Below are 17,725 nucleotides of genomic sequence, written 5' to 3'. Positions count from 1 at the left end.
ACGACCGTCGCGGTGCCCTCGTACTCTCGCCGCCTCGTCGCGTGAACCTCGGGAGCGTGCTCGGCGGGCGACGCTGACTACACGGGCAATTGGCCATCCCGTGCGCGTTCGAGTGAACGGCGGATGCGAACCTCCATGAGGTTGGGCATCCGAGAAGCGAGCTGGAGCGCCTCCGTGAGGATGCGCACCGCCTCGTGCGTCTCGTCCCGCCGCAGCGCCGCCAGGCCCATCATCTCCAGCACCTCCAGCGGCTCCTGCTCCACGGACACCTGGCTGGAGCGCTCACGCAGCGCCGCCCACTCCTTCGCCGAGGCGTCCCGCGTGGACAGCTCCACCATGGAGAACAGCACCTCCTCGGGGGGACTCAGCTCCACGCCATTGCGGTTCTCGGAGAGCACCTGCTTCACCTGCGCGAGCAGCTCTCGTGCCCGCGCCTGTCTCCCCGTCCACGCCATGGTGCGAGCCTGGAGCAGCAGCGCCCACGGGCGCGGCGCCACCTCCGGGTGCCGGCGCTCCAACGCAATCGCCCGCGCGATGTGCGGCGCGGCGGCGTCCACGTCGCCCGCCTGGTAGTGCAGCTCGCCCAGGTTGTGCTCCGCGAAGTACTCCCAGCCCACCATGCCTAGCTCGCGACCCAGGTGCATGAAGCGCTGCTGGTCCTTCAGCGCGCTCGCCAAATCCCTGCGCGCCACCCACAGGTTGCGGCGGTTGTTGATGGCGCTGCCCAGGTGGAACAGGTCTCCGCGCTCCGTGCACGCGGCGACCACCTCCGCCAGCACCCGGTCTGTCTCGTCGATGTCGCCCAGGTTGGGGAGGATGACGGCCAGCAGCAGCTGCGACACCACCTGCGTCTCGTAGCCCGCGTCCCCCAGCCGCTTGGCGAAGACCGCCGCGGCCTCCAATGGCTCGCGGGCCTCCTGCCACTCACCCTTGCGGAACAGCGCGCGGCCCAGGGCCAGGAGCAGCCGGCTCTGCACGTACGCCGACCGCACCTGCATCGCCATCGCCTGGGCTTCCAGCGCGCGCTCCTCGCTGGCCGCGTAGTCGTTCACCCAGTCCAGCGCCATCGCCTCGTCCAGCAGCAGCTCCACCTCGGAGCGCACATCCCCCAGCTTGCGAGCCCGCTCCCGCGCCGCCGCGAAGTCCGCCAGCGAATCGTCATACCGACCGATGCGGATGCGCATCAGCCCCCGTCCCCGCAGCGCGGTGAGGCAGCGCAGCTCATCCTCCGGGTCCAGCAGCTCCAGCGCGCGCGTGTACATGGCCTCCGCGTCGAGGAACGCATGACGTCCCCGCGCGGACTCCGCCAGGTCGATGGAGAGCGCGGCGGCCTCCTCGCGCAGGTCCGCCGCGGCCGCGTGCAAGGCCAGTCGAGGCAAGCGCTGTCGCTCGCTGGCGCCCGCGGGCCCCAGGTAATACCGGTACGCCGCGCGGTGGATGCGCTGTCGCTCGGCGGCCGGCAGCGTGGCGGCCACCGCGTCACGGAGCAGCTCGTTACGGAAGCTCAACCCCTCCTGCCGATGCGACACGAGCAACCCGGAGTCCAACAGCCGCCGCGTCGCGTGGCCCGCATCCAACGGGAACCCACCCGCCGCGCCGTCCCGCTCCAGCTCCCGCACCACGCCCTCCGCCGTCGCGGCGGTGAAGTCCGTGCCCAACAAGGCACACAGCCGCGCGTGCGCGGCGAGCGTCGAAGGCAGCGCGCCCAGCTCCCGGTCCGCCAGCCACTCCACCAGCCGCAGCTCGGGGACCTTCTCCACGCCGTCGGTGACCAGGTACCAGCTTCCACCCGGCGCGCGCTGACGCACCAGCCCCTGGCGCTTGAGGCCGCGCACCAGCTCCACCAGGTACAAGGGCACGTGCTGGGCGCGCTCGACGATGCGCTCCACCGCCTGCGCGGGCACGTTCTCCACCGGCTTGAGGAGCATGCGGCACAGCTCCTGCGACGGCTCCGCCGCGAGCGCCCGCAGCGACACGGTGACCTGCCGCGCGGCGCGAGCGCCCCACAACGGCCGGCTCTTCTCGAACCCGGGCCGCGCCAGCACGCACACCCAGATGGGCACGCTCGCCTCGGCGAGGCACGCGTACTCCAGCGCGTCCAGCGCCGTCTCCTCCGCGAAGTGCGCGTCGTCGATGATGAGGCACAGCGGCCGCTCACGGGCGGTGGACGCGAGCAGCTCACCGGTGGCGCGCATGGCCAGGGAGCGCAGGGCGCCCGGCGCCGCCGCCCAGCTCTGCAGCTCCGGCCCGCCCGGCGCGTACCAGCCCAGCGTCGCGGCCACGCCCGGCCACAGCTCCGAGCCCAGCGTGGGCCCCAGCCGCTGCATGATGGATGCGCGGCCCTGCTCCTCGGTGTCCGTGTCGTCGCTCTCGAAGGCGTTGAGCGCGCAGCGCAGCAGCGTGCGCAGCGTACCGTCCGGGTCGCCCTGCACCGGCTCGCGCGAGCGCGTGCTGTACATCCGCGCCAGCGGCAGCTGCAACTGGAGCTCCCGCACCAGGGCCGCGGACAGGTGGCTCTTGCCCAGCCCTCGCTCGCCCAGCACCGTGACGAGCGTGGGCGCCGCCTCACCCACCGCCGCGCGCGCGCTGTCCACCAGCGAGGCCAGCTCCGCGTCGCGGCCCACCAGCACCTCGCTGCCCAATTGCAGCACGGTGATGTCCGGCCGGGGCGCGGCCCCCGGTGACGCCGGACGCAGCAGGCCCGGATGGTTGGGCACCTCCGTGCACGGCACCTCCGGCACGGCCTCCGCGGCGGCGGGGGACAACAGGAGCCCGTGCGCGTCCGGGCCCGTGGGGTAGCGGTCCGCGCGGGCGAAGATGGCGCCCAGGTAGCGCGGCGCTCCGGTGGGACGGCGCTGCACGGTGACGGCGGACACGTCCACGAGCGCGCTCGCGGCCAGGCCCCGCTCGGCCATCCCCTCCGCGGCGCGCATGGCGCGGCGCACGGGGTTCTCTCCGACGTCCGGGTCGAACACCGCCGCGATGCGAGGCCCGTCCGTATGCGCCAGGTGCCCGCCGTAGGAGCCCAGCCCCTTCTGCACGCTGACCGGGTTGGAGCGCGAGGTGAGGAAGAGCACGGCGACGGAGCGGCGCACCTGCGCGGGCCGGGGCTCGCCGGGCGCGGTGGGGCGGGGCGTGACGGGCTCGAGGGGGCGGTGCGCGTGCGAGAAGGCCTCGCGCAGCGCGGTGGCCAGCGCGGCGGCGTCCTCGGGCCGGCGCGAGCGCTCCTTGGCCAGACACCGCAGCACCACCTCCTCCAGCGCGGGCGGCACCGGCGCGAAGTCCGACGGCGGCGGCGGCCGCAGCGCCAGGTGGGCCTGGAGCACGTCGGGCGTCGTGCCGAAGAAGGGCGGCCGGCCGGTGAGCATCTCGTAGAGCAGCACGCCCAGCGCGTACACGTCCGTGCGCGCGTCCACGTTGGCGTTGCCCGCGCACTGCTCGGGGGCCATGTACTCGGCGGTGCCGGCGAAGCCCGAGGTGTCGCTCGTCGTCGCGCCCTCGCCGGGCAGCGCGGTGCCCTCCTGGGGTGTGGTGCCTCGCACCAGGCCGAAGTCGAACACGCGCACCTGTCCGCCGCCGTCCTCGTTGAGGAACAGGTGCTCGGGCTTCAGGTCGCAGTGCGCCAGCCCGAGCGCGTGCACGCGGGCCACCGTGTCCGCCACGGACAACGCCAGCTGGGGCAGCTCCTGCGCGGGCACGGGCCCGGAGGCGCGCGCCAGCCGCTCCGCCAGCGTGGGCAGCGGCACGTGCTCCATGACGAGGAAGCGCACGCCGCCGGCGAGCACGCCCTCCTCGTACAGCGCGGGCACGGTGGGCGGGCCCAACTGGCGCAGCGCCTCCGACTCGCGGATGAGCTGGGCGCGCGCCAGGGCATTGCCCGTGCGGGCCAGCTTGATGGCCACGCGCTGGTGGTCCGTCTCCCGCCGAGCGCCGAGCAGCACGCCGAAGCCGCCCTGCGCCAGCACGCCCTCCACCTGGTAGCCGGGGATGCGCGGCGGCGTCGGCTCCACGGACGTCGCTCGTCCCGCCCCGTCTGGGGATGGACTCGGCGGGCACGGCGCATGGGAGCCTTCCCAGCGCCGCCCACATGTCTGGCAGCGCGGCACGGCGACACTCTACGCCAAACGCCCTGGGGATTCAGGACACCCGTGGGAAACCCCTGGGGTCGCTTTCGCATCACCTGGACCCGGGGGCCGCCTGCCCAGCGCGGCGCGTTGGTTGCCCCAGTCAAGCGTCGGTGCTGTCATGCCGGCCCTCCCTCCTCAACCGGGACATCCTCTGGAAGCGGCTGGCGAAGGAGGGCATCGACAGCGTGCGTCAGGTCTCCGTGGACGACGTGTGGAGCGCGCTGCGCTTCCGTCCGGCGAAGTGACGCGTGGAAACGGGGTAGGGTGCCGCCCTTCTCGTGGAGGGAGGACGGCAATGCCCTACGTCGATGGTTTCCTGCTGCCGCTGCCGAAGAAGAACGTGGCCGCCTATCGCAAGATGTCGCGCAAGGCGGGCAAGCTCTGGCGCGAGCACGGCGCGCTCCAGTACATCGAGTCCATCGAGGATGACATCCCGGAGAGCCTCACCCGCGTCTCGTTCGCCCGGGGCGTGAAGCTCAAGCCGGACGAGGCCGTGGTGTTCGCCTTCATCGTCTACAAGTCGAAGGCGGACCGGAACCGGGTCAACAAGAAGGTGATGGCCGACCCGCGGCTGGGCTCGCCCGAGGACGTGCCCTTCGACAGCAAGCGGATGATCTGGGGCGGCTTCAAGTCGATTGTCTCGCTGTAGCCGCGCCCCGTGGCTGAGGACTCGACGACGTCCGGCGGGTGGGAGGGGAAGACGTCCCGCCGGACGTCGTGAGCGACTCAAGGAACTTCGAGCGCGCGCAGCACGGTGTTCTCGGACTCCGGGGCGCGCACGCGCAGGAGCAGGGCGGCGCCGGACTTCGCGCCCGTCAGGCTGCGCACGGCGTCGGAGGCGCTGGACACCTTGTCGTCACCGACCTGCACCAGGATCATCCCGGGCTGCAGGCCCGCGCGCTCGGCGGGGCCGCCGGGCTCCACCTCGGTGATTTGCGCGCCGCCGTCGGGCGCGTCACGCAGGCCGATGCCCAGCTTGCGCGTGGAGGGCGCGGTGCTGTTGCGCGGCGTGAGCTCCTCCTCGCCGCGCTGGGCCGGGCGGGTGCCGAGCGTCACGTTCACCGTCATCGGCTTGCCGCCGCGCACCAGGTCCACCTTCACGCTGCTGTCGGGCTTGAGCAGCGCGACGGCGCGGGTGAGGGCTCCGGCGGAGTCCACCGCGCGGCCGCCGACGGAGGTGATGATGTCCTCCTCCTTGAGGCCCGCGCGGTCACCGGGGCCGCCCCGGCTGACGCCCGCCACCACCGCGCCCTTGTTCGCGTCCACCTTGAGGGCCCGCGCCAGCTCCGGCGTGAGGTCCTGGATGGACAGGCCGAGGAAGCCGCGGCGCACCACGCCCGTCTCCTGCAGCTGGGGCAACAGCGCGCGGATGAGGTTGCTGGGCACCGCGAAGCCGATGCCGCTGGCGCCGCCGATGATGGCGGTGTTCATGCCCACCACTTCACCCTGCATGTTGAACAGCGGGCCGCCGGAGTTGCCGGGGTTGATGGCCGCGTCCGTCTGGAGGAAGTCGTCGTAGGGGCCCGAGTGGATGTCCCGCGCCCGGGCGGAGAGGATGCCCGCGCTGACGCTCGAGTCCAGGCCGAACGGGTTGCCGATGGCCATCACCGGGTCGCCCACGCGCAGCGCGTCCGAGTCACCCAGCGGCACGAACGGCAGGTTGCCCGCCACGCCCTTGAGCTTGAGCAGCGCCACGTCGGTGAGCGGATCTCTCCCGAGCACCTCCGCCTCGTACGAGCGGCCGCCCTCCAGCTTCACGCGCACCAGGTCCGCGCCGTCCACCACGTGGTTGTTGGTGAGCACGGTGCCGGAGGCATCGATGATGAAGCCCGAGCCCAGCCCCTGCCGCGGCGGCGCGTTGCCCTGCATCCCGGGCGGCAGGCCGAAGCGCTCCGCGAAGCCGGGAGGAAGGCCCTGCATGCCGGACATGCGGCGCGGGCGGGCCTGCACCTCGACGTAGACGACGGCGCCCTTCACGGACTCGACGAGCGGGGCCAGCGAGGTGACGGTGCCGGCCGTCGCCGGGTTGAAGCGCGCGGGCTGCACGGGCGCGCCGGAGGGCGTCGCGGCGGCGGCGACGGCCGCGGGCACGGTGGACGCCGCGTTGGAGGTGTTGGGCGAGCCGAGTGCCTGGGCCTGTCCGCACGCGAAGCCCAGCGTCGCGGCGGGAAGGAGGGCCAGGGCACCGAGGAAACGGCGAGAGGGGAGCGAGCAGGCCATCGTTCGTTCTCCGAAGAGGCCGGAGGTGAGTCCGGCTGGGAAAGGGGTGTCAGGAGTCGGTCCGGAAATGGGGAGCCCGTGGAGAAGCTCCTCCTGGAGGTGGAAAGGTCTGCCGCTGGTCGTCCCCCGACTCCCGACGGCTTCCTGGCTCGGGGCTCGTTCCGCGAGTCCCCACTTCCGAACCGACGTCTGGCTCCATTGCAGATGCCGGGCCAGCGCTTCGTATGAGGGATTCCCTCGGAGGGTGGGGGCGTGGGGGCAGGGGGCGCGGGGCAAAGTGCCCCGGTCGGGGCAAATCTCCCCGGGGCGGTTTGCCTCGCCCTCCCGGGGAAGGGCGTGGCACGTCGAATGCTCTGGCCCGGGCACGCCTCGCCCTGTGGGCGCCCTCGTCGGGAGGGCACGCGGGCGGGCATCCCACCACGCCAGGAGGAGGACGTCTTGATGGGGCCAGACGAGGAGCAGGGAGTCGGAGTCCAGCCGTGGCCGCTCCCGAGCACGGAGCGCGAGCAGGCGCCTCGGGTGTTGGTGGCGGAGGATCAACCGGAGATGCGCGCGCTGCTGCATCGGGCGCTCAAGCGCCGGGGCTATGAGGTGGTGGAGGCGGCGGACGGGCCTGGGTTGGTGAAGGCCATCATCGACGGGTTGCTGGCGGACCAGACGCTGGTGCCGGACCTCATCATCACGGACGTGCGCATGCCGGGGTACTCGGGGCTGGAGGTGGTGGCGCGGCTGCGGCGGGAGGGGTGGACGACGCCGGTCATCCTCATCACCGCGTTTGGAGATGCGCAGCTGCACCGGGACGCGGCGCAGCTGGGGGCGGCGTGTGTGTTGGACAAGCCCTTCGCCATGGAGGACTTGTGCGCCACCGCGGAGGCGCTCGTGCCGCCGTTGCGTTGAGGGCCTGGGTGCCCTTCGAGTGCCCTGGCGCGGACGGGTGAGCACCGTGCGGGGGTGTTCTCGAGGGACATGATGAAGCGGGCGCTCCTCGCCTTGCTTCCCCTGGCGCTGCTGGCGTTGGCGTTCGTGGTGCTGCGTCACGAGCTGCGCCAGCTGCACGGCGAGGACGTGGCCCGGGGGCTCGCGTCCATCCCGCGCGAGCGCATCGCGTTGGCGGTGGTGTGCGCGGCGTGCAACTACCTGGCGTTGACGCTGTATGACGTGTTGTCGCTGCGTCACCTGGGGAAGCGGCTGCCCTACCGGCAGGTGGGCTTCACGTCCTTCGTGGGCTACGCGTTCGGCCACAACATCGGCATGTCGTTCCTCACGGGCGGCGGCGTGCGCTACCGGCTGTATTCGGCGCGTGGGCTGACGGCGCTGGACGTGGCGCAGGTGGGGACGTTCAACGCGCTGACGTTCTGGGTGGGGCTGTTGGCGGTGGCGGGCGTGGCGCTGGTGGTGGACGCGGGACAGGGGGCGATGTCCGCGCTGTCGCTGTCGCCGTGGGTGGCGCGGGGACTGGGGTGGGGGTTGTTGGGGGTGTTGGGCGTCTACTTCGCGGCGTGCGCATGGATGCGGCGGGTGTTGAGGGTGCCCAGGCTGCATCTGGAGGTGTCGCTGCCGACGGGGCGGCAGGCGCTGGAGCAGCTCGCGGTGTCGTGCATGGACTGGACGCTGGGGGCGATGGTGCTGTGGGTGTTGCTGCCGTCGGGTGCGGGGATTTCGCCGCTGACGATGGTGGCGCTGTTCGCGGTGGCGCAGCTGTTGGGGATTGCCAGTCAGGTGCCGGGAGGGTTGGGGGTGTTCGACTCGGTCATCCTGGCGGCGCTGACGCCCTCGGTACCGACGTCGGTCGTGATTGGCACGCTGGTGGTGTACCGCATCGTCTACTACCTGCTGCCGTTCACGGTGGCCGCGCTGATGTTGCTCGGCCATGAGCTGGTGGAGCACCGGTGGTGGGGCCGGCGGCGGCAGCCGGGGTAGAGAGCTCGGGGCGTGTGGAGAATCCGACAGAGTCGCCGGGAGAGTGGAGGGCAATCATTGGCGCGGGTCTCGTCGTTGGCCTGGAATTGAGCGCGCCCAGGTTCCCCTTCGACAGACTTCTTGTGGGCCCTCGACTCCAGGCCACCCCTTCGTGGGTGAAAGGGCTCTGCCGATGGCCACCGACGCTCCGACGGCTCCGCCTCATACGCCCCTTCTCTACCTGGAGATGGGGGGGAGCAACTTCTTCTCCGAGCGATGTCAGGCGTTGTTGATTCAAGCCCACCTGAACCCTGACTGGTTCGGCTCCTATTCAACCGTTGGAAATGTCTGCTCCGACGCGAAAGCGAAGTGCAGCCGATGGGATGGCGCGACCCAGGCGGAGCGGGACCGCGGGTTCACCGAGAACCCCGGTCCGCCTGCCACGCAGACGCCGCTGGAGCGCCCCACCACGGGAGACCGGTATCTGAACCAGTGCCAGTCCGGGCACCTCGTGCGTGACTCGAACTTCCGTGAAGCGGGCCGCTCCACGGATGGATTGGGACGCAGGGCGCGGGGAGACCCCTGTCGCAACCTGGTGGATGGCTACCAGGAAGAGCAGGCTCCCGCTGTTCCCATGCAAGGGGCAGCCTTCAACCCTCAACATGAGCATGGCCTGCACACGAGGAACGAGAACGCTGATTCCGCGAGGCAGCTCGAACGCAACCTCGCGGAAGGGCGCCCCGAGGAGGAGTATCCTCAAGAGGCTCGCCAGCGGGATGAGGATGGCCGGACGCAGAGCTATCTGGACGATCATCAGGAGAAGTGGCGCACGGCGGAGCGGGAAGCCCTCAATCAGCCTCCAGGGGCGGGCTCCTCCAGCGGCGCTGGCGCAGGTGGCTCCGCGACGAGCGCCGCGGGGCCTGGCGGTGCCGAGGGCGCGGGACTCGGAAAGGTGACCGCGCCCAACTGTGCCCCGGGTGATGTCGTGGAGGGCCGCAGCGCGGCAGAGTGCATCAACAGTTGGCGCAGGAAGGCCGAGGCGCAGATGAAGCAGGACGTTGTGGCCTCCATCAAGAAGAACAAGATAAACAGTGCACCGCTCGCGCAGTTCCCTGGCAAGAAGGCGCCCCCACCGCCACTTCAACAACAGTACCAGCAGCATTTGGACGACGAAGCCCTTGCCGCGAGACGCGCTCATGTCATTGCCCGCCGGCGACTCGGGGCGAACCACCCCACGACGGAGGCCGCGTTGCGGAACAGGCAGGCGACGATGCGTGAAGCCAATCGCATCCGAGGAGCGGGGTGTCTGGCGCAGCAGGGGATGCGCATGAGGGATACCCCGCCGGGCCGCACGACAGGACGGGCGCGATGAGCCCGTGGCTTTCCAAAGGAGAAGACATGTCGGTGAGCGTCGACCAGTCAGCGATGTTGGCGGAGACCTTCCTGAAGGACTACCTACGCCAGAATGAATACTTCACACCCGCCAACGAGCTGACGGACAGTGACGACGATGATGAGGGGGTGGGAGATCTGCGCTTGAGTCTGACCCGGGCCGCGCCAGACCCCGACGAGCCCGATGTCATCTACTTCTTCTTCCTGTACGGGCGTGTCTTCAGGAATCGAGGGGACCCGGCGCTGTCGAAGCTGGTCAATCAATGCATGGCCGCCCTGCTCGCGGCGCATCCCGAGGTGAATCAGTTCAAGCACGAGCTGTGTGTAGACCCCGCGAGGTAGAGCCCGGCTGCGACGCAGCCGCGGGTTCGTGAGAGGAGTCGTGGACGATGCCGCTGGGGCATGCATTCCGGAAGGTCTGTGGTCCCTCCATCGAGGACTGCCACTTCCTGGCGGACCGCTGGGATGGCAAGGGCTGGGTGGAAGACGAGGCTGAATCCTGGGTGGTGCAGGTGTCGGCCGGGCGGATGTATGCGCTCAAGTCCCAGGTCGGCTGGTTGACGGGGCTCTGGTGCTCACCCTCGGGCCGGGTCTACGTCTCCCAGGGCGGCGGCGCGCGGGGAGGGGTGCACGTCTCCCTGGGCCAGGACCCCACGGCGCCCCAGTGGGAGTTCCATCCGCTCCCGCTCCTGGCCATGGGCGTCTGGGGCGTCGATGACCACTTCGTCCTGACGTGGGGCCCGCGCGTGGACAAGCGGGAGGACGGCATGTTCCGGTGGGATGGCACGGCCTGGCAGTCCATTCCCTGTCCGGGCGAGGTCATCAGCGTCCACGGTCTCTCCCCCGCCCTGGTCTACGCGGTGGGACGCAAGGGACTCATCTCCCGATGGGATGGCTCACAATGGCATACGGTTCCTTCCTACACGAGAGCCCCCCTGACAGGGATTCACGTGGCGAGTCAGGATGAGATGTACGCCTGTGGTGGCAACGGCGTGATGGAGGGGTCCATCTATGGCTGGTCGGAGGTGGTGGAGTCTCCAGGGATGGTCGTGGACGTGACGAAGTACCACGACGACATCCTGGTGGCGGGCGAGGGCTCCGGCCTGCTGCGCCTGAAGGGCAACCGCCTGGAGCTGGTGGAGCCCTCGCTGCCCGTCACCTCGATGGACAGCCGGGAGAGGCTCGTGGTGGCGACTCCCGAGGAGCTCGCGGACTCCCTCGACGGGAAGGTCTTCCGGCGCAAGCCCCTGAGCGAGTTCGTGAACCTCACGCGTGACATCCCCACGATGTGGTAGCGCCTGACTCCCGTTCCTCGCTGGTGTCGGCCGCTGTCTGTCAAGTCACATGGCTGGCTCCGGTCTACCCCCGCGGTGGTAGGTCGTGAGCTTGAGAGGAATTGAGCTGCCCGCCCAGGATGCGCGCGTCTTCATGGCGCCTTCCTGGGGGATGTCTTGCGCGGGTCTGGAATCGTCTTGCTGTGTCTGCTCACGGGCTGTGCCACCACGCGCGTCGTCAACCTCGACGCGGGGCACGGCAAGAGAATCACCTACACGCCGATGGAGGTCGCGCCCGTCGAGGTGGAGGAGGACGACTTCCAGCGGGCGCTCTCCGAGCTCCTCCTCGCCTTGAAGCTGGAGGTCGCTTTTCGCGAGGCGGACGCGGCGGACCAGCAAGGTTGGGTCCGGTCAGGAGCGCTGCTTGCGTCCTCGAAGGGCATTGTCGACTCCAGCGTGGAGAACTCCCCTGCGTCGCTCTACTCGCGCATCTGCCCTGTGCGGGATTCCTGCCTGACGCTGATAGGCGGGACGGGGCTGTTCTTCTCACGCAAGGACCGCACGTTGATGGCCCTGTCCTTCGCCTTGGATACGGTCTGGGAGAGCGTCGAGGACGAAGTGGGGCACATGCTCAACCCCGTCGTACTCAAGGCGATGATCAGCTCGGCCGCGCTGGCGCTGCTCCTGACGATGACCTTGCCCGAGCCCGTCACCAAGACCATCGCGGTCGCCCTGACGGCCTCCCTCATTGCTTATCTCGGGGTCGTCCCGGTGTGGGAGATGGGGCAGGGGTTCCTCCGGCTATGGGAGGCCTCCGAGCGGGCGACGAGCATCGTCGAGCTGCAAGACATCGGTCATCGCTTCGGCAAGGTGCTCGGGACGAATGGGACCCGCGTGTTGGTGCTGCTGCTCACGTCGGCACTCGGGGGCCGCGCTGCGATGGCGGCACAGGGGCCGACGTTGCCAGGGTTCTCCCAGGCGGCGCTGCGCGCTCAGGTCGAGGGAGGGTTCAAGCTCGAGGCGGCGCTCGGCGCGGGAGTGGGGTCCATCGCGCTGCCCGCGGCGGGAGTGCTCAACGTGGCCCTGGCTCCCGGCGCCGTGGCGGTGATTGCGTCGTACTCCACCGGGCGCATTCCCGGGGACGCCGAGGGCCCGGTCCATCACATCTGCACGAACAAGAACACCGTCTCGACATTGCGCGGTGGGCCGTGGACGCCGCTGTGCGAGGAGGTGTTCGAGATGGCGGGGATGAGCTTGGAGGACGCGGCCAATAAAGTGCGCCTCAAAGGGCACGAGGGGCCACATCCCGAGCTGTACCATTCCCAGGTGGTGCCCCGATTGCAGCGAGCCGTCAAGGACTGTAGGGGAACCGAGGATTGCCGCGTGCGACTGGTGAACGAGCTGGCGAGGATTGCGAACGAGTTGCTCACGCCGGGCTCGGAGCTGCGCGGCTACATCGTGAAGGCAGGGGATTGAGGTGGACCGTCACTTCTATTGGGTCGAAATCGCCGATGTCCCTCAGTGGTACCTCGCGACTCCCGCGCCGGCCTCGGGGGGGAGGTTCGAGGACCCAGGGATGTTCACCGACGGGCGTCCCCTCTCCGACCCTGGACCCATCCTGGCGCGAGTGCGTCATCGGGGCAGCCCACGTGCGTTCGTGTTCGCCGGCGTGCAGCGAGTTCCTGTCGTCAGCGAGGAGGTGGGCCAGGCCTTGAAGACCCTCGCGCCCGGCGATGTGCAGCTGTTCCCGGTGTCCGTCGAGGATGTGGACGAGCGCTTCTTCATCGTGAATGTCGTCAGGGTCGTCGACTGCATCGACGAAGCGGGTTCCACGGGAGTCCAGCACTACGCCGAGGACGACCCATTCCCCGAGCGTGCGGGAGAGTTCCGGTGGATCTCGGGTCTGCGAATCCTCCCCGAGAAGACGGAGGGTGCGCGTGCCTTCATGCTGAAGCGCTTCAAGCACCCCATCATCGTCGCGGAGGAGGTCAAGGAGGCGCTCGAGCGAATCGGCAACCTGGGCGTCATGTTCAAGCGCGTCACGGGGAACCCGGGCGCTTGATGGGAAGTCGCCCCTCGGCGGACGGCGGAATCGTTCGCCAGTGCAATCCTCCGCCGGGCCCGGGGACGCAGCGCCTCACGTGTTCATTGCGGACAGCGGCACCGAAGAGGTAGTGGTGTGCGCCTTCCACCCTCTACCTCCAGGGAACCTTCCATGCCCACGGTCGAACTGACGACGAACTTCGGCAACATCACCATCGAGCTGGACGAGGCCAAGGCGCCCAAGTCCGTCAGCAACTTCCTCGAGCTCGTCGGGAAGGGCCACTACGACGGCACCGTCTTCCACCGTGTCATCGAGAACTTCATGATTCAGGGCGGCGGGTTCGAGCCGGGAATGAGGCAGAAGCCGGTCCCGACCGCGCAGATCCAGAACGAGGCCAACAACGGCCTGAAGAACGAGCAGTACACCGTCGCGATGGCCCGCACCAACGATCCGCACTCCGCCTCCGCGCAGTTCTTCATCAACACGGTCAACAACTCGTTCCTGAACCACACCGCGCCCACGGTGCAGGGCTGGGGCTACGCCGTGTTCGGCAAGGTGGTGAAGGGGCAGGAGGTCGTGGACAAGATCAAGAAGGTGCGCACCGGCAACAAGAGCGGTCACAGCGACGTGCCCCTCGAGGACGTGGTCATCCAGAGCGCCAAGGTCGTCTGAGGCGGAAGGCGTCGTCCACGCCGTGACACGTCCCGGTCCTCCCGGGCCGGGAGTGTGTTGTGCCGGTCCGCGTTTCCTGCTTCCGTGCGCGACTCGATGCACTTGAATCAGCGAGCGTGGATGTCGGCCATCTGTGTGCTGGGGCTGGGCGTGGGCTGTAGCTGTGGACCTGTCCATCGTCGACCGACGGAGGGCGGCCCCACACGGAAGGTGGCCCGCATCGTCCAGGAGTATCCGCACTCCACCGAGGCCTTCACCCAGGGCCTCGTCTTCCACCAGGGGCGCCTGTTCGAGAGCACCGGCCAGAAGGGCTCGCTGCGCGAAATCTCGCTCGAGTCCGCCACGCCCCTCTGGATCGAGCGCCTGGGTGACGTCTTCACCGAGGGCCTCGCCAGCGACGGCGAGCGCCTCTACCAGCTCACCTGGACCGAGGGCCTGCTCTTCACCTGGAGCGGCCTGCCCCCCACCCGCGAGCGCACCACCCCGTACGAAGGCGACGGCTGGGGCCTGTGCTACTGGCAGGGCCGGCTGGTCCGCAGCGACGGCAGCTCCACGCTGACGTTCCACGACCCCGACACCTTCGAGCCCCTGGACTCCGTCGAGGTCACCCTCCAGGGCCAGCCCCAGGAGCAGCTCAACGAGCTGGAGTGCGCCAACGGCGTCATCTACGCCAACGTCTGGCACTCCACGGACGTGCTCGAAATCGACCCGTCCACCGGCCGGGTCACCGCCGTCATCGACGCGTCCGCCCTCGCGCGCTCCGTGGCCTCCCAGGTCCGAGGCATCACCGACGCCGTCCTCAACGGCATCGCCGTGGAGCCCGGCACCGGCCGCATGCTCATGACGGGCAAGCTCTGGCCCAAGCTCTTCGAGGTGAAGCTGGAGACGCTCGACTAGGGCTTCTTCGCCTCGTCGTCGCGCTCCAGCTTCCGGTACAGCGTCTTGCGGTCCACGCCGAGGATTCGCGCCGCCAGCGTGCGGCTGCCGCCCACCGTCTCCAGCACGCGGTGGATGTAGCGCCGCTCCAGCTCCTCCAGCGTCACCAGCTCCGAGGGGTCCGTGTTCTCCGGCACCACCTTCGGCTGGCTGTAGTTCCGGATGCGCTCGGGCAGGTCATCCACGGTGATCTGCTCGAACGACGTCAGCGCCACCGCGCGCTCCATGCTGTTCTGCAGCTCGCGCACGTTGCCCGGCCACCCATACGCCAGCAGCCGCTGCGCCGCCGCCGGTGACAGCCCCACCACCCGCTTGTTGTTGCGCGCGGCGAACTGCTCGATGAACCGCTGCGACAACAGCAGCACGTCGTTGCCCCGCGCCCGCAGGGGCGGCAGCTCCACGCCGATGACGTTGAGCCGGTAGTACAGGTCCTCGCGGAAGCGGCCCTCCTCCACCGCCAGCTCCAAGTCCCGGTTCGTCGCCGCGACGATGCGCGCGTCGAACGGCACCTCCGTGTCCCCGCCCACCGGCCGCACCACCCGCTCCTGCAGCGCGCGCAGCAGCTTCGGCTGGAGCGTGAGCGGCAACTCGCCCACCTCATCCAGGAACAGGGTGCCGCCGTGCGCCTGGATGAAGAGCCCCGCGCGCGCCGCCTTCGCGTCCGTGAAGGCGCCCTTGGCGTGGCCGAACAGCTCGCTCTCCAGCAGCGCCTCCGGCATGGCCGCGCAGTTGATGGCCACGAAGGCCCCCTGGGCCCTGCGTCCACGGGTGTGCACCGCCCGCGCGGCCACCTCCTTGCCCGTGCCGCTCTCGCCGGTAATGAGCACCGTCGAGTCCAGGTCCGCCACCCGGTCGATGAGCGCGTAGGCCTGCTGCATGGCGGGGCTCTCGCCCACCACCGCGCCGCTGTCCTGCTGCCGTCGCCCCAGCTCCTGCCGCAGCCGGCGCACCTCGTCTCGCAGGGCGCGGTGCTGCACCGCGCGCTCCAGCACCAGCACCAGCGCGTCGATGTCGATGGGCTTGGTGACGAAGTCGTACGCCCCCGCGCGGATGGCGGCCACCGCCGTCTCCATGCTGCCGAACGCCGTCATCACCACGACGGGGATGTCCGGCCGGTTGAGGACGATTCGCTCGCACAGGGCCAGCCCGTCCATGCCCGGCATGCGCAGGTCCGTGAGCACCACGTCGAAGTCCTCGCCGGCGAGCTTCGCCAGCGCCTCGTCGGCGGCCCCCATGGCCACGGGCGTGTAGCCCCGGCGGGTCAACCCCTTCTCCAACATGGCGCGCATCTCGCGCTCGTCCTCGACCATCAGGACGCGGCCTGGCATGTGTCCCCTCCGCTCGGCAGATAGATGGAGAAGCAGCTACCGCGTCCCAGCTCGCTTCGCACGGCAATCCAGCCGCCATGGTCCCTCACCAGACCATAGGACACGGACAGCCCCAGCCCCGTGCCCTCGCCCACGTCCTTCGTGGTGAAGAACGGCTCGAACACGTGCGCCAGCACGTCCGGGGCAATCCCAGAGCCCTCGTCCTCCACGTCCACGCGCACGTAGCTCCCCTCGGGGCCGCCCACGTCCTGGGGCGGCGTGGTCCGGGAGTGGGCCGCGTGCACGCGCACCGTCCCCGGCTGGTTCATGGCCTGCAACGCGTTCATCACCAGGTTGGTCAACACCTGCTGCACCTGGCCTCCATCCGCCTCCACCGTGACGCCAGGGGGGATGTCCTCCACCAGGGTGATGCTCTTCTTGGCGGCCATGGGCTTGAGCAGGGACAGCGAGCGCGAGACGAGCTCCCGCACGTCCTCCGGGGCCCGGTGGGGCGCGCGGCGCCGCGCGAAGTCGAGCAGCTGCCGGATGATGCGCGTCATGTGCTGCGCCTGCTGGCTGATGATGCGGGCGCTCTCGCCCACCTCCTCGCCCTCCGCCTCGCCCGACGAAATCATCTTCGCGCGGCCCATCACCACGTTGAGCGGCGTGCCCAGCTCGTGCGCCACGCCCGACGCCAGCTTGCCCACCGTGGTGAGCCGGTCCGCGTGCCGCAGGTGCTCCACCGCGGACAGGCGCGCGGCCGTCTCCGCGGACAGCCGCGAGCGCGTCTCCTCCAACTGCTCGCCCATGCGGTTCATCGCGTTGGCCAGCGTCGTCAGCTCGTCCCCCCGCCGCTGCGGTGGCAGCCGCACGCGCGCGGACAAATCCCCATGGCCGAAGCGCTCCGCCAACTGGACCAGCTGGTCCACCGGCTCACCGACGAGCCTGCGGCCCATGGCCATGGCGACGATGAGGAACGCGAAGGTGATGGTGCCCGTGGCGACGATGGTGCCCACCACCGTGACGAAGACGTGCTGGCGCTCCTCGCCCAGCGACTCGGTGATTTCGATGGCGCCGAAGCGCGGGCCAATCTTCACCGGCGTGTACGAGTGCAAGAGGCCCGGCGCCGGGTCCGGGTCCACCATGGAGCCGTCCCTGCCCTGGCGCAGCGTGGCCATCAGCCGGGGCGGGAAGCCCGCGAGGGACGGCGTCCCGGGACCGCCATCCAGCCAGACCCAGCGCAGGTGGACCTGCTCCTGGTAGTTGTTGGACTGGTTGAGGAGATTGAGCGCCTCGCGCTCACCCGCAAGCTGCCACGCCTTGCCGATGGTGCCCGCGAGCGTGTGGCCGAGCAGCCGATGGTCATGCTGCATGTCCAGCGCCGAGCGCTCCAGCTCGCGGCGGACCTGGATGACCTGCAGCGCGGCGATGACGGCCACGGCGAGCAGGACGAGGGCGAGGGTGAACTTGCGTGCGAGTCTCACGGTGGGTCGAGGCTATTCCGGTCCATGCACGTGGGAGGGGTCGAGAATGCATGGACCGGAAGGAAGTACTCAGAAACTACCGCGACTGCCGTGAGAAGGCGTCAGGACGTCGCGTCGGGCTCCTCGGCGGGCGAGCAATCGCCCGAAGCTCGGCGTGGGTGCACGAGGACCGACGTGCGCTGCGTGACGCCTCCTCCGGTTTCCGCCCCGCGATGTGGCCGGGGCACGCGGAAGCTCTAGAGCATCCTTTGTGCCAGCGTCTGGCTCGGGGCGGCTCCCTCGGAGGAGGGCCCCGGACGGGGTGGAATGTCCCGCCGGGGCCGGGGCACATTGCCCCATCGGGGCGAAGTGCCCCCGAGGTGCCCTGGAA

At 70.0% G+C, this 17,725-nt stretch carries 15 protein-coding genes; 11 read left to right on the top strand and 4 right to left on the bottom strand.

The features are described 5' to 3' along the window. Positions 1-77 precede the first annotated feature (77 nt). Positions 78-4,106 carry a serine/threonine-protein kinase gene (locus K8625_RS19580; protein WP_223783557.1) on the bottom strand — a complete coding sequence of 1,343 codons (4,029 nt, stop codon included), beginning with the start codon at positions 4,104-4,106 and terminating at the stop codon, positions 78-80. A 131-nt stretch (positions 4,107-4,237) separates the two neighbouring features. Between K8625_RS19580 and K8625_RS43795 the strand changes: the two genes are divergently transcribed. Together K8625_RS43795 and K8625_RS19575 are read left to right on the top strand one after the other, a co-directional pair. Continuing rightward, the gene (locus tag K8625_RS43795; RefSeq protein ID WP_255652667.1) at positions 4,238-4,372 is read left to right on the top strand and encodes a hypothetical protein; all 135 of its coding nucleotides are present in this window, start codon (positions 4,238-4,240) and stop codon (positions 4,370-4,372) included. 50 nt (positions 4,373-4,422) lie between these two features. Then, on the top strand, positions 4,423-4,776 hold the full coding sequence (locus tag K8625_RS19575) for a DUF1428 domain-containing protein (protein ID WP_223746007.1): 354 nt from the start codon (positions 4,423-4,425) through the stop codon (positions 4,774-4,776). A gap of 77 nt (positions 4,777-4,853) precedes the next feature. Here the strand turns inward: K8625_RS19575 and K8625_RS19570 are convergent, their stop codons facing one another. After that, the gene (locus K8625_RS19570) at positions 4,854-6,347 is read right to left on the bottom strand and encodes a Do family serine endopeptidase (protein ID WP_223746008.1); all 1,494 of its coding nucleotides are present in this window, start codon (positions 6,345-6,347) and stop codon (positions 4,854-4,856) included. Positions 6,348-6,788: 441 nt separating this feature from the next. On the opposite strand from K8625_RS19570, the gene K8625_RS19565 reads away from it, so the two are divergent. The 9 genes from K8625_RS19565 to K8625_RS19525 all read left to right on the top strand — a co-directional run bounded on the left by K8625_RS19565 (position 6,789) and on the right by K8625_RS19525 (position 14,525). Further along, a complete protein-coding gene (locus tag K8625_RS19565) occupies positions 6,789-7,244 on the top strand; it encodes a response regulator transcription factor (RefSeq protein WP_223783556.1) in 456 nt (151 codons plus the stop codon). A 72-nt stretch (positions 7,245-7,316) separates the two neighbouring features. Continuing rightward, positions 7,317-8,267: a lysylphosphatidylglycerol synthase domain-containing protein gene (locus K8625_RS19560; RefSeq protein ID WP_223783555.1), complete on the top strand. Its 951-nt coding sequence runs from the start codon at positions 7,317-7,319 to the stop codon at positions 8,265-8,267. A gap of 172 nt (positions 8,268-8,439) precedes the next feature. Next, positions 8,440-9,618: a hypothetical protein gene (locus K8625_RS19555; RefSeq protein WP_223783554.1), complete on the top strand. Its 1,179-nt coding sequence runs from the start codon at positions 8,440-8,442 to the stop codon at positions 9,616-9,618. After that, complete coding sequence (locus tag K8625_RS19550) at positions 9,615-9,980, top strand: hypothetical protein (protein WP_223783553.1); 366 nt, start codon at positions 9,615-9,617, stop codon at positions 9,978-9,980. Before K8625_RS19555 ends, K8625_RS19550 begins: the two co-directional genes overlap by 4 nt. 47 nt (positions 9,981-10,027) lie before the next feature. Then, positions 10,028-10,933 (top strand): hypothetical protein, encoded by a 906-nt coding sequence (locus tag K8625_RS19545; protein WP_223783552.1) that lies wholly within the window; start codon positions 10,028-10,030, stop codon positions 10,931-10,933. A gap of 156 nt (positions 10,934-11,089) precedes the next feature. Next, positions 11,090-12,388 carry an AHH domain-containing protein gene (locus tag K8625_RS19540; protein ID WP_223783551.1) on the top strand — a complete coding sequence of 433 codons (1,299 nt, stop codon included), beginning with the start codon at positions 11,090-11,092 and terminating at the stop codon, positions 12,386-12,388. A gap of 100 nt (positions 12,389-12,488) precedes the next feature. Next, positions 12,489-12,974: an imm11 family protein gene (locus tag K8625_RS19535; protein WP_342394475.1), complete on the top strand. Its 486-nt coding sequence runs from the start codon at positions 12,489-12,491 to the stop codon at positions 12,972-12,974. A 153-nt stretch (positions 12,975-13,127) separates the two neighbouring features. Next, entirely contained in the window at positions 13,128-13,628 is a 501-nt protein-coding gene (locus tag K8625_RS19530; RefSeq protein WP_141326829.1) for a peptidylprolyl isomerase, read from the top strand. Positions 13,629-13,748: 120 nt separating this feature from the next. Further along, the gene (locus K8625_RS19525; RefSeq protein ID WP_223783550.1) at positions 13,749-14,525 is read left to right on the top strand and encodes a glutaminyl-peptide cyclotransferase; all 777 of its coding nucleotides are present in this window, start codon (positions 13,749-13,751) and stop codon (positions 14,523-14,525) included. Here the strand turns inward: K8625_RS19525 and K8625_RS19520 are convergent. Together K8625_RS19520 and K8625_RS19515 are read right to left on the bottom strand one after the other, a co-directional pair. After that, on the bottom strand, positions 14,522-15,892 hold the full coding sequence (locus K8625_RS19520) for a sigma-54 dependent transcriptional regulator (RefSeq protein WP_223746013.1): 1,371 nt from the start codon (positions 15,890-15,892) through the stop codon (positions 14,522-14,524). The genes K8625_RS19525 and K8625_RS19520 overlap by 4 nt on opposite strands. Beyond that, complete coding sequence (locus tag K8625_RS19515) at positions 15,874-17,355, bottom strand: sensor histidine kinase (RefSeq protein WP_223746014.1); 1,482 nt, start codon at positions 17,353-17,355, stop codon at positions 15,874-15,876. Before K8625_RS19515 ends, K8625_RS19520 begins: the two co-directional genes overlap by 19 nt. Between the last annotated feature and the right edge of the window lie 370 nt (positions 17,356-17,725).

It is taken from the genome of Myxococcus sp. AS-1-15, assembly GCF_020037055.1.
In the GTDB taxonomy this organism is placed as follows: domain Bacteria; phylum Myxococcota; class Myxococcia; order Myxococcales; family Myxococcaceae; genus Myxococcus; species Myxococcus fulvus.
This window is presented reverse-complemented; position numbering and strand designations above follow the sequence as displayed.

What these genes read in the sequence shown, in the direction of transcription:
- K8625_RS19575 (WP_223746007.1), top strand. Translation starts at nt 4,423, where the DNA reads ATGCCCTACGTCGATGGTTTCCTGCTGCCGCTGCCGAAGAAGAACGTG.
- K8625_RS19570 (WP_223746008.1), bottom strand. Translation starts at nt 6,347, where the DNA reads ATGGCCTGCTCGCTCCCCTCTCGCCGTTTCCTCGGTGCCCTGGCCCTC.
- K8625_RS19565 (WP_223783556.1), top strand. Translation starts at nt 6,789, where the DNA reads ATGGGGCCAGACGAGGAGCAGGGAGTCGGAGTCCAGCCGTGGCCGCTC.
- K8625_RS19560 (WP_223783555.1), top strand. Translation starts at nt 7,317, where the DNA reads ATGAAGCGGGCGCTCCTCGCCTTGCTTCCCCTGGCGCTGCTGGCGTTG.
- K8625_RS19555 (WP_223783554.1), top strand. Translation starts at nt 8,440, where the DNA reads ATGGCCACCGACGCTCCGACGGCTCCGCCTCATACGCCCCTTCTCTAC.
- K8625_RS19550 (WP_223783553.1), top strand. Translation starts at nt 9,615, where the DNA reads ATGAGCCCGTGGCTTTCCAAAGGAGAAGACATGTCGGTGAGCGTCGAC.
- K8625_RS19545 (WP_223783552.1), top strand. Translation starts at nt 10,028, where the DNA reads ATGCCGCTGGGGCATGCATTCCGGAAGGTCTGTGGTCCCTCCATCGAG.
- K8625_RS19535 (WP_342394475.1), top strand. Translation starts at nt 12,489, where the DNA reads ATGTTCACCGACGGGCGTCCCCTCTCCGACCCTGGACCCATCCTGGCG.
- K8625_RS19530 (WP_141326829.1), top strand. Translation starts at nt 13,128, where the DNA reads ATGCCCACGGTCGAACTGACGACGAACTTCGGCAACATCACCATCGAG.
- K8625_RS19525 (WP_223783550.1), top strand. Translation starts at nt 13,749, where the DNA reads ATGTCGGCCATCTGTGTGCTGGGGCTGGGCGTGGGCTGTAGCTGTGGA.
- K8625_RS19520 (WP_223746013.1), bottom strand. Translation starts at nt 15,892, where the DNA reads ATGCCAGGCCGCGTCCTGATGGTCGAGGACGAGCGCGAGATGCGCGCC.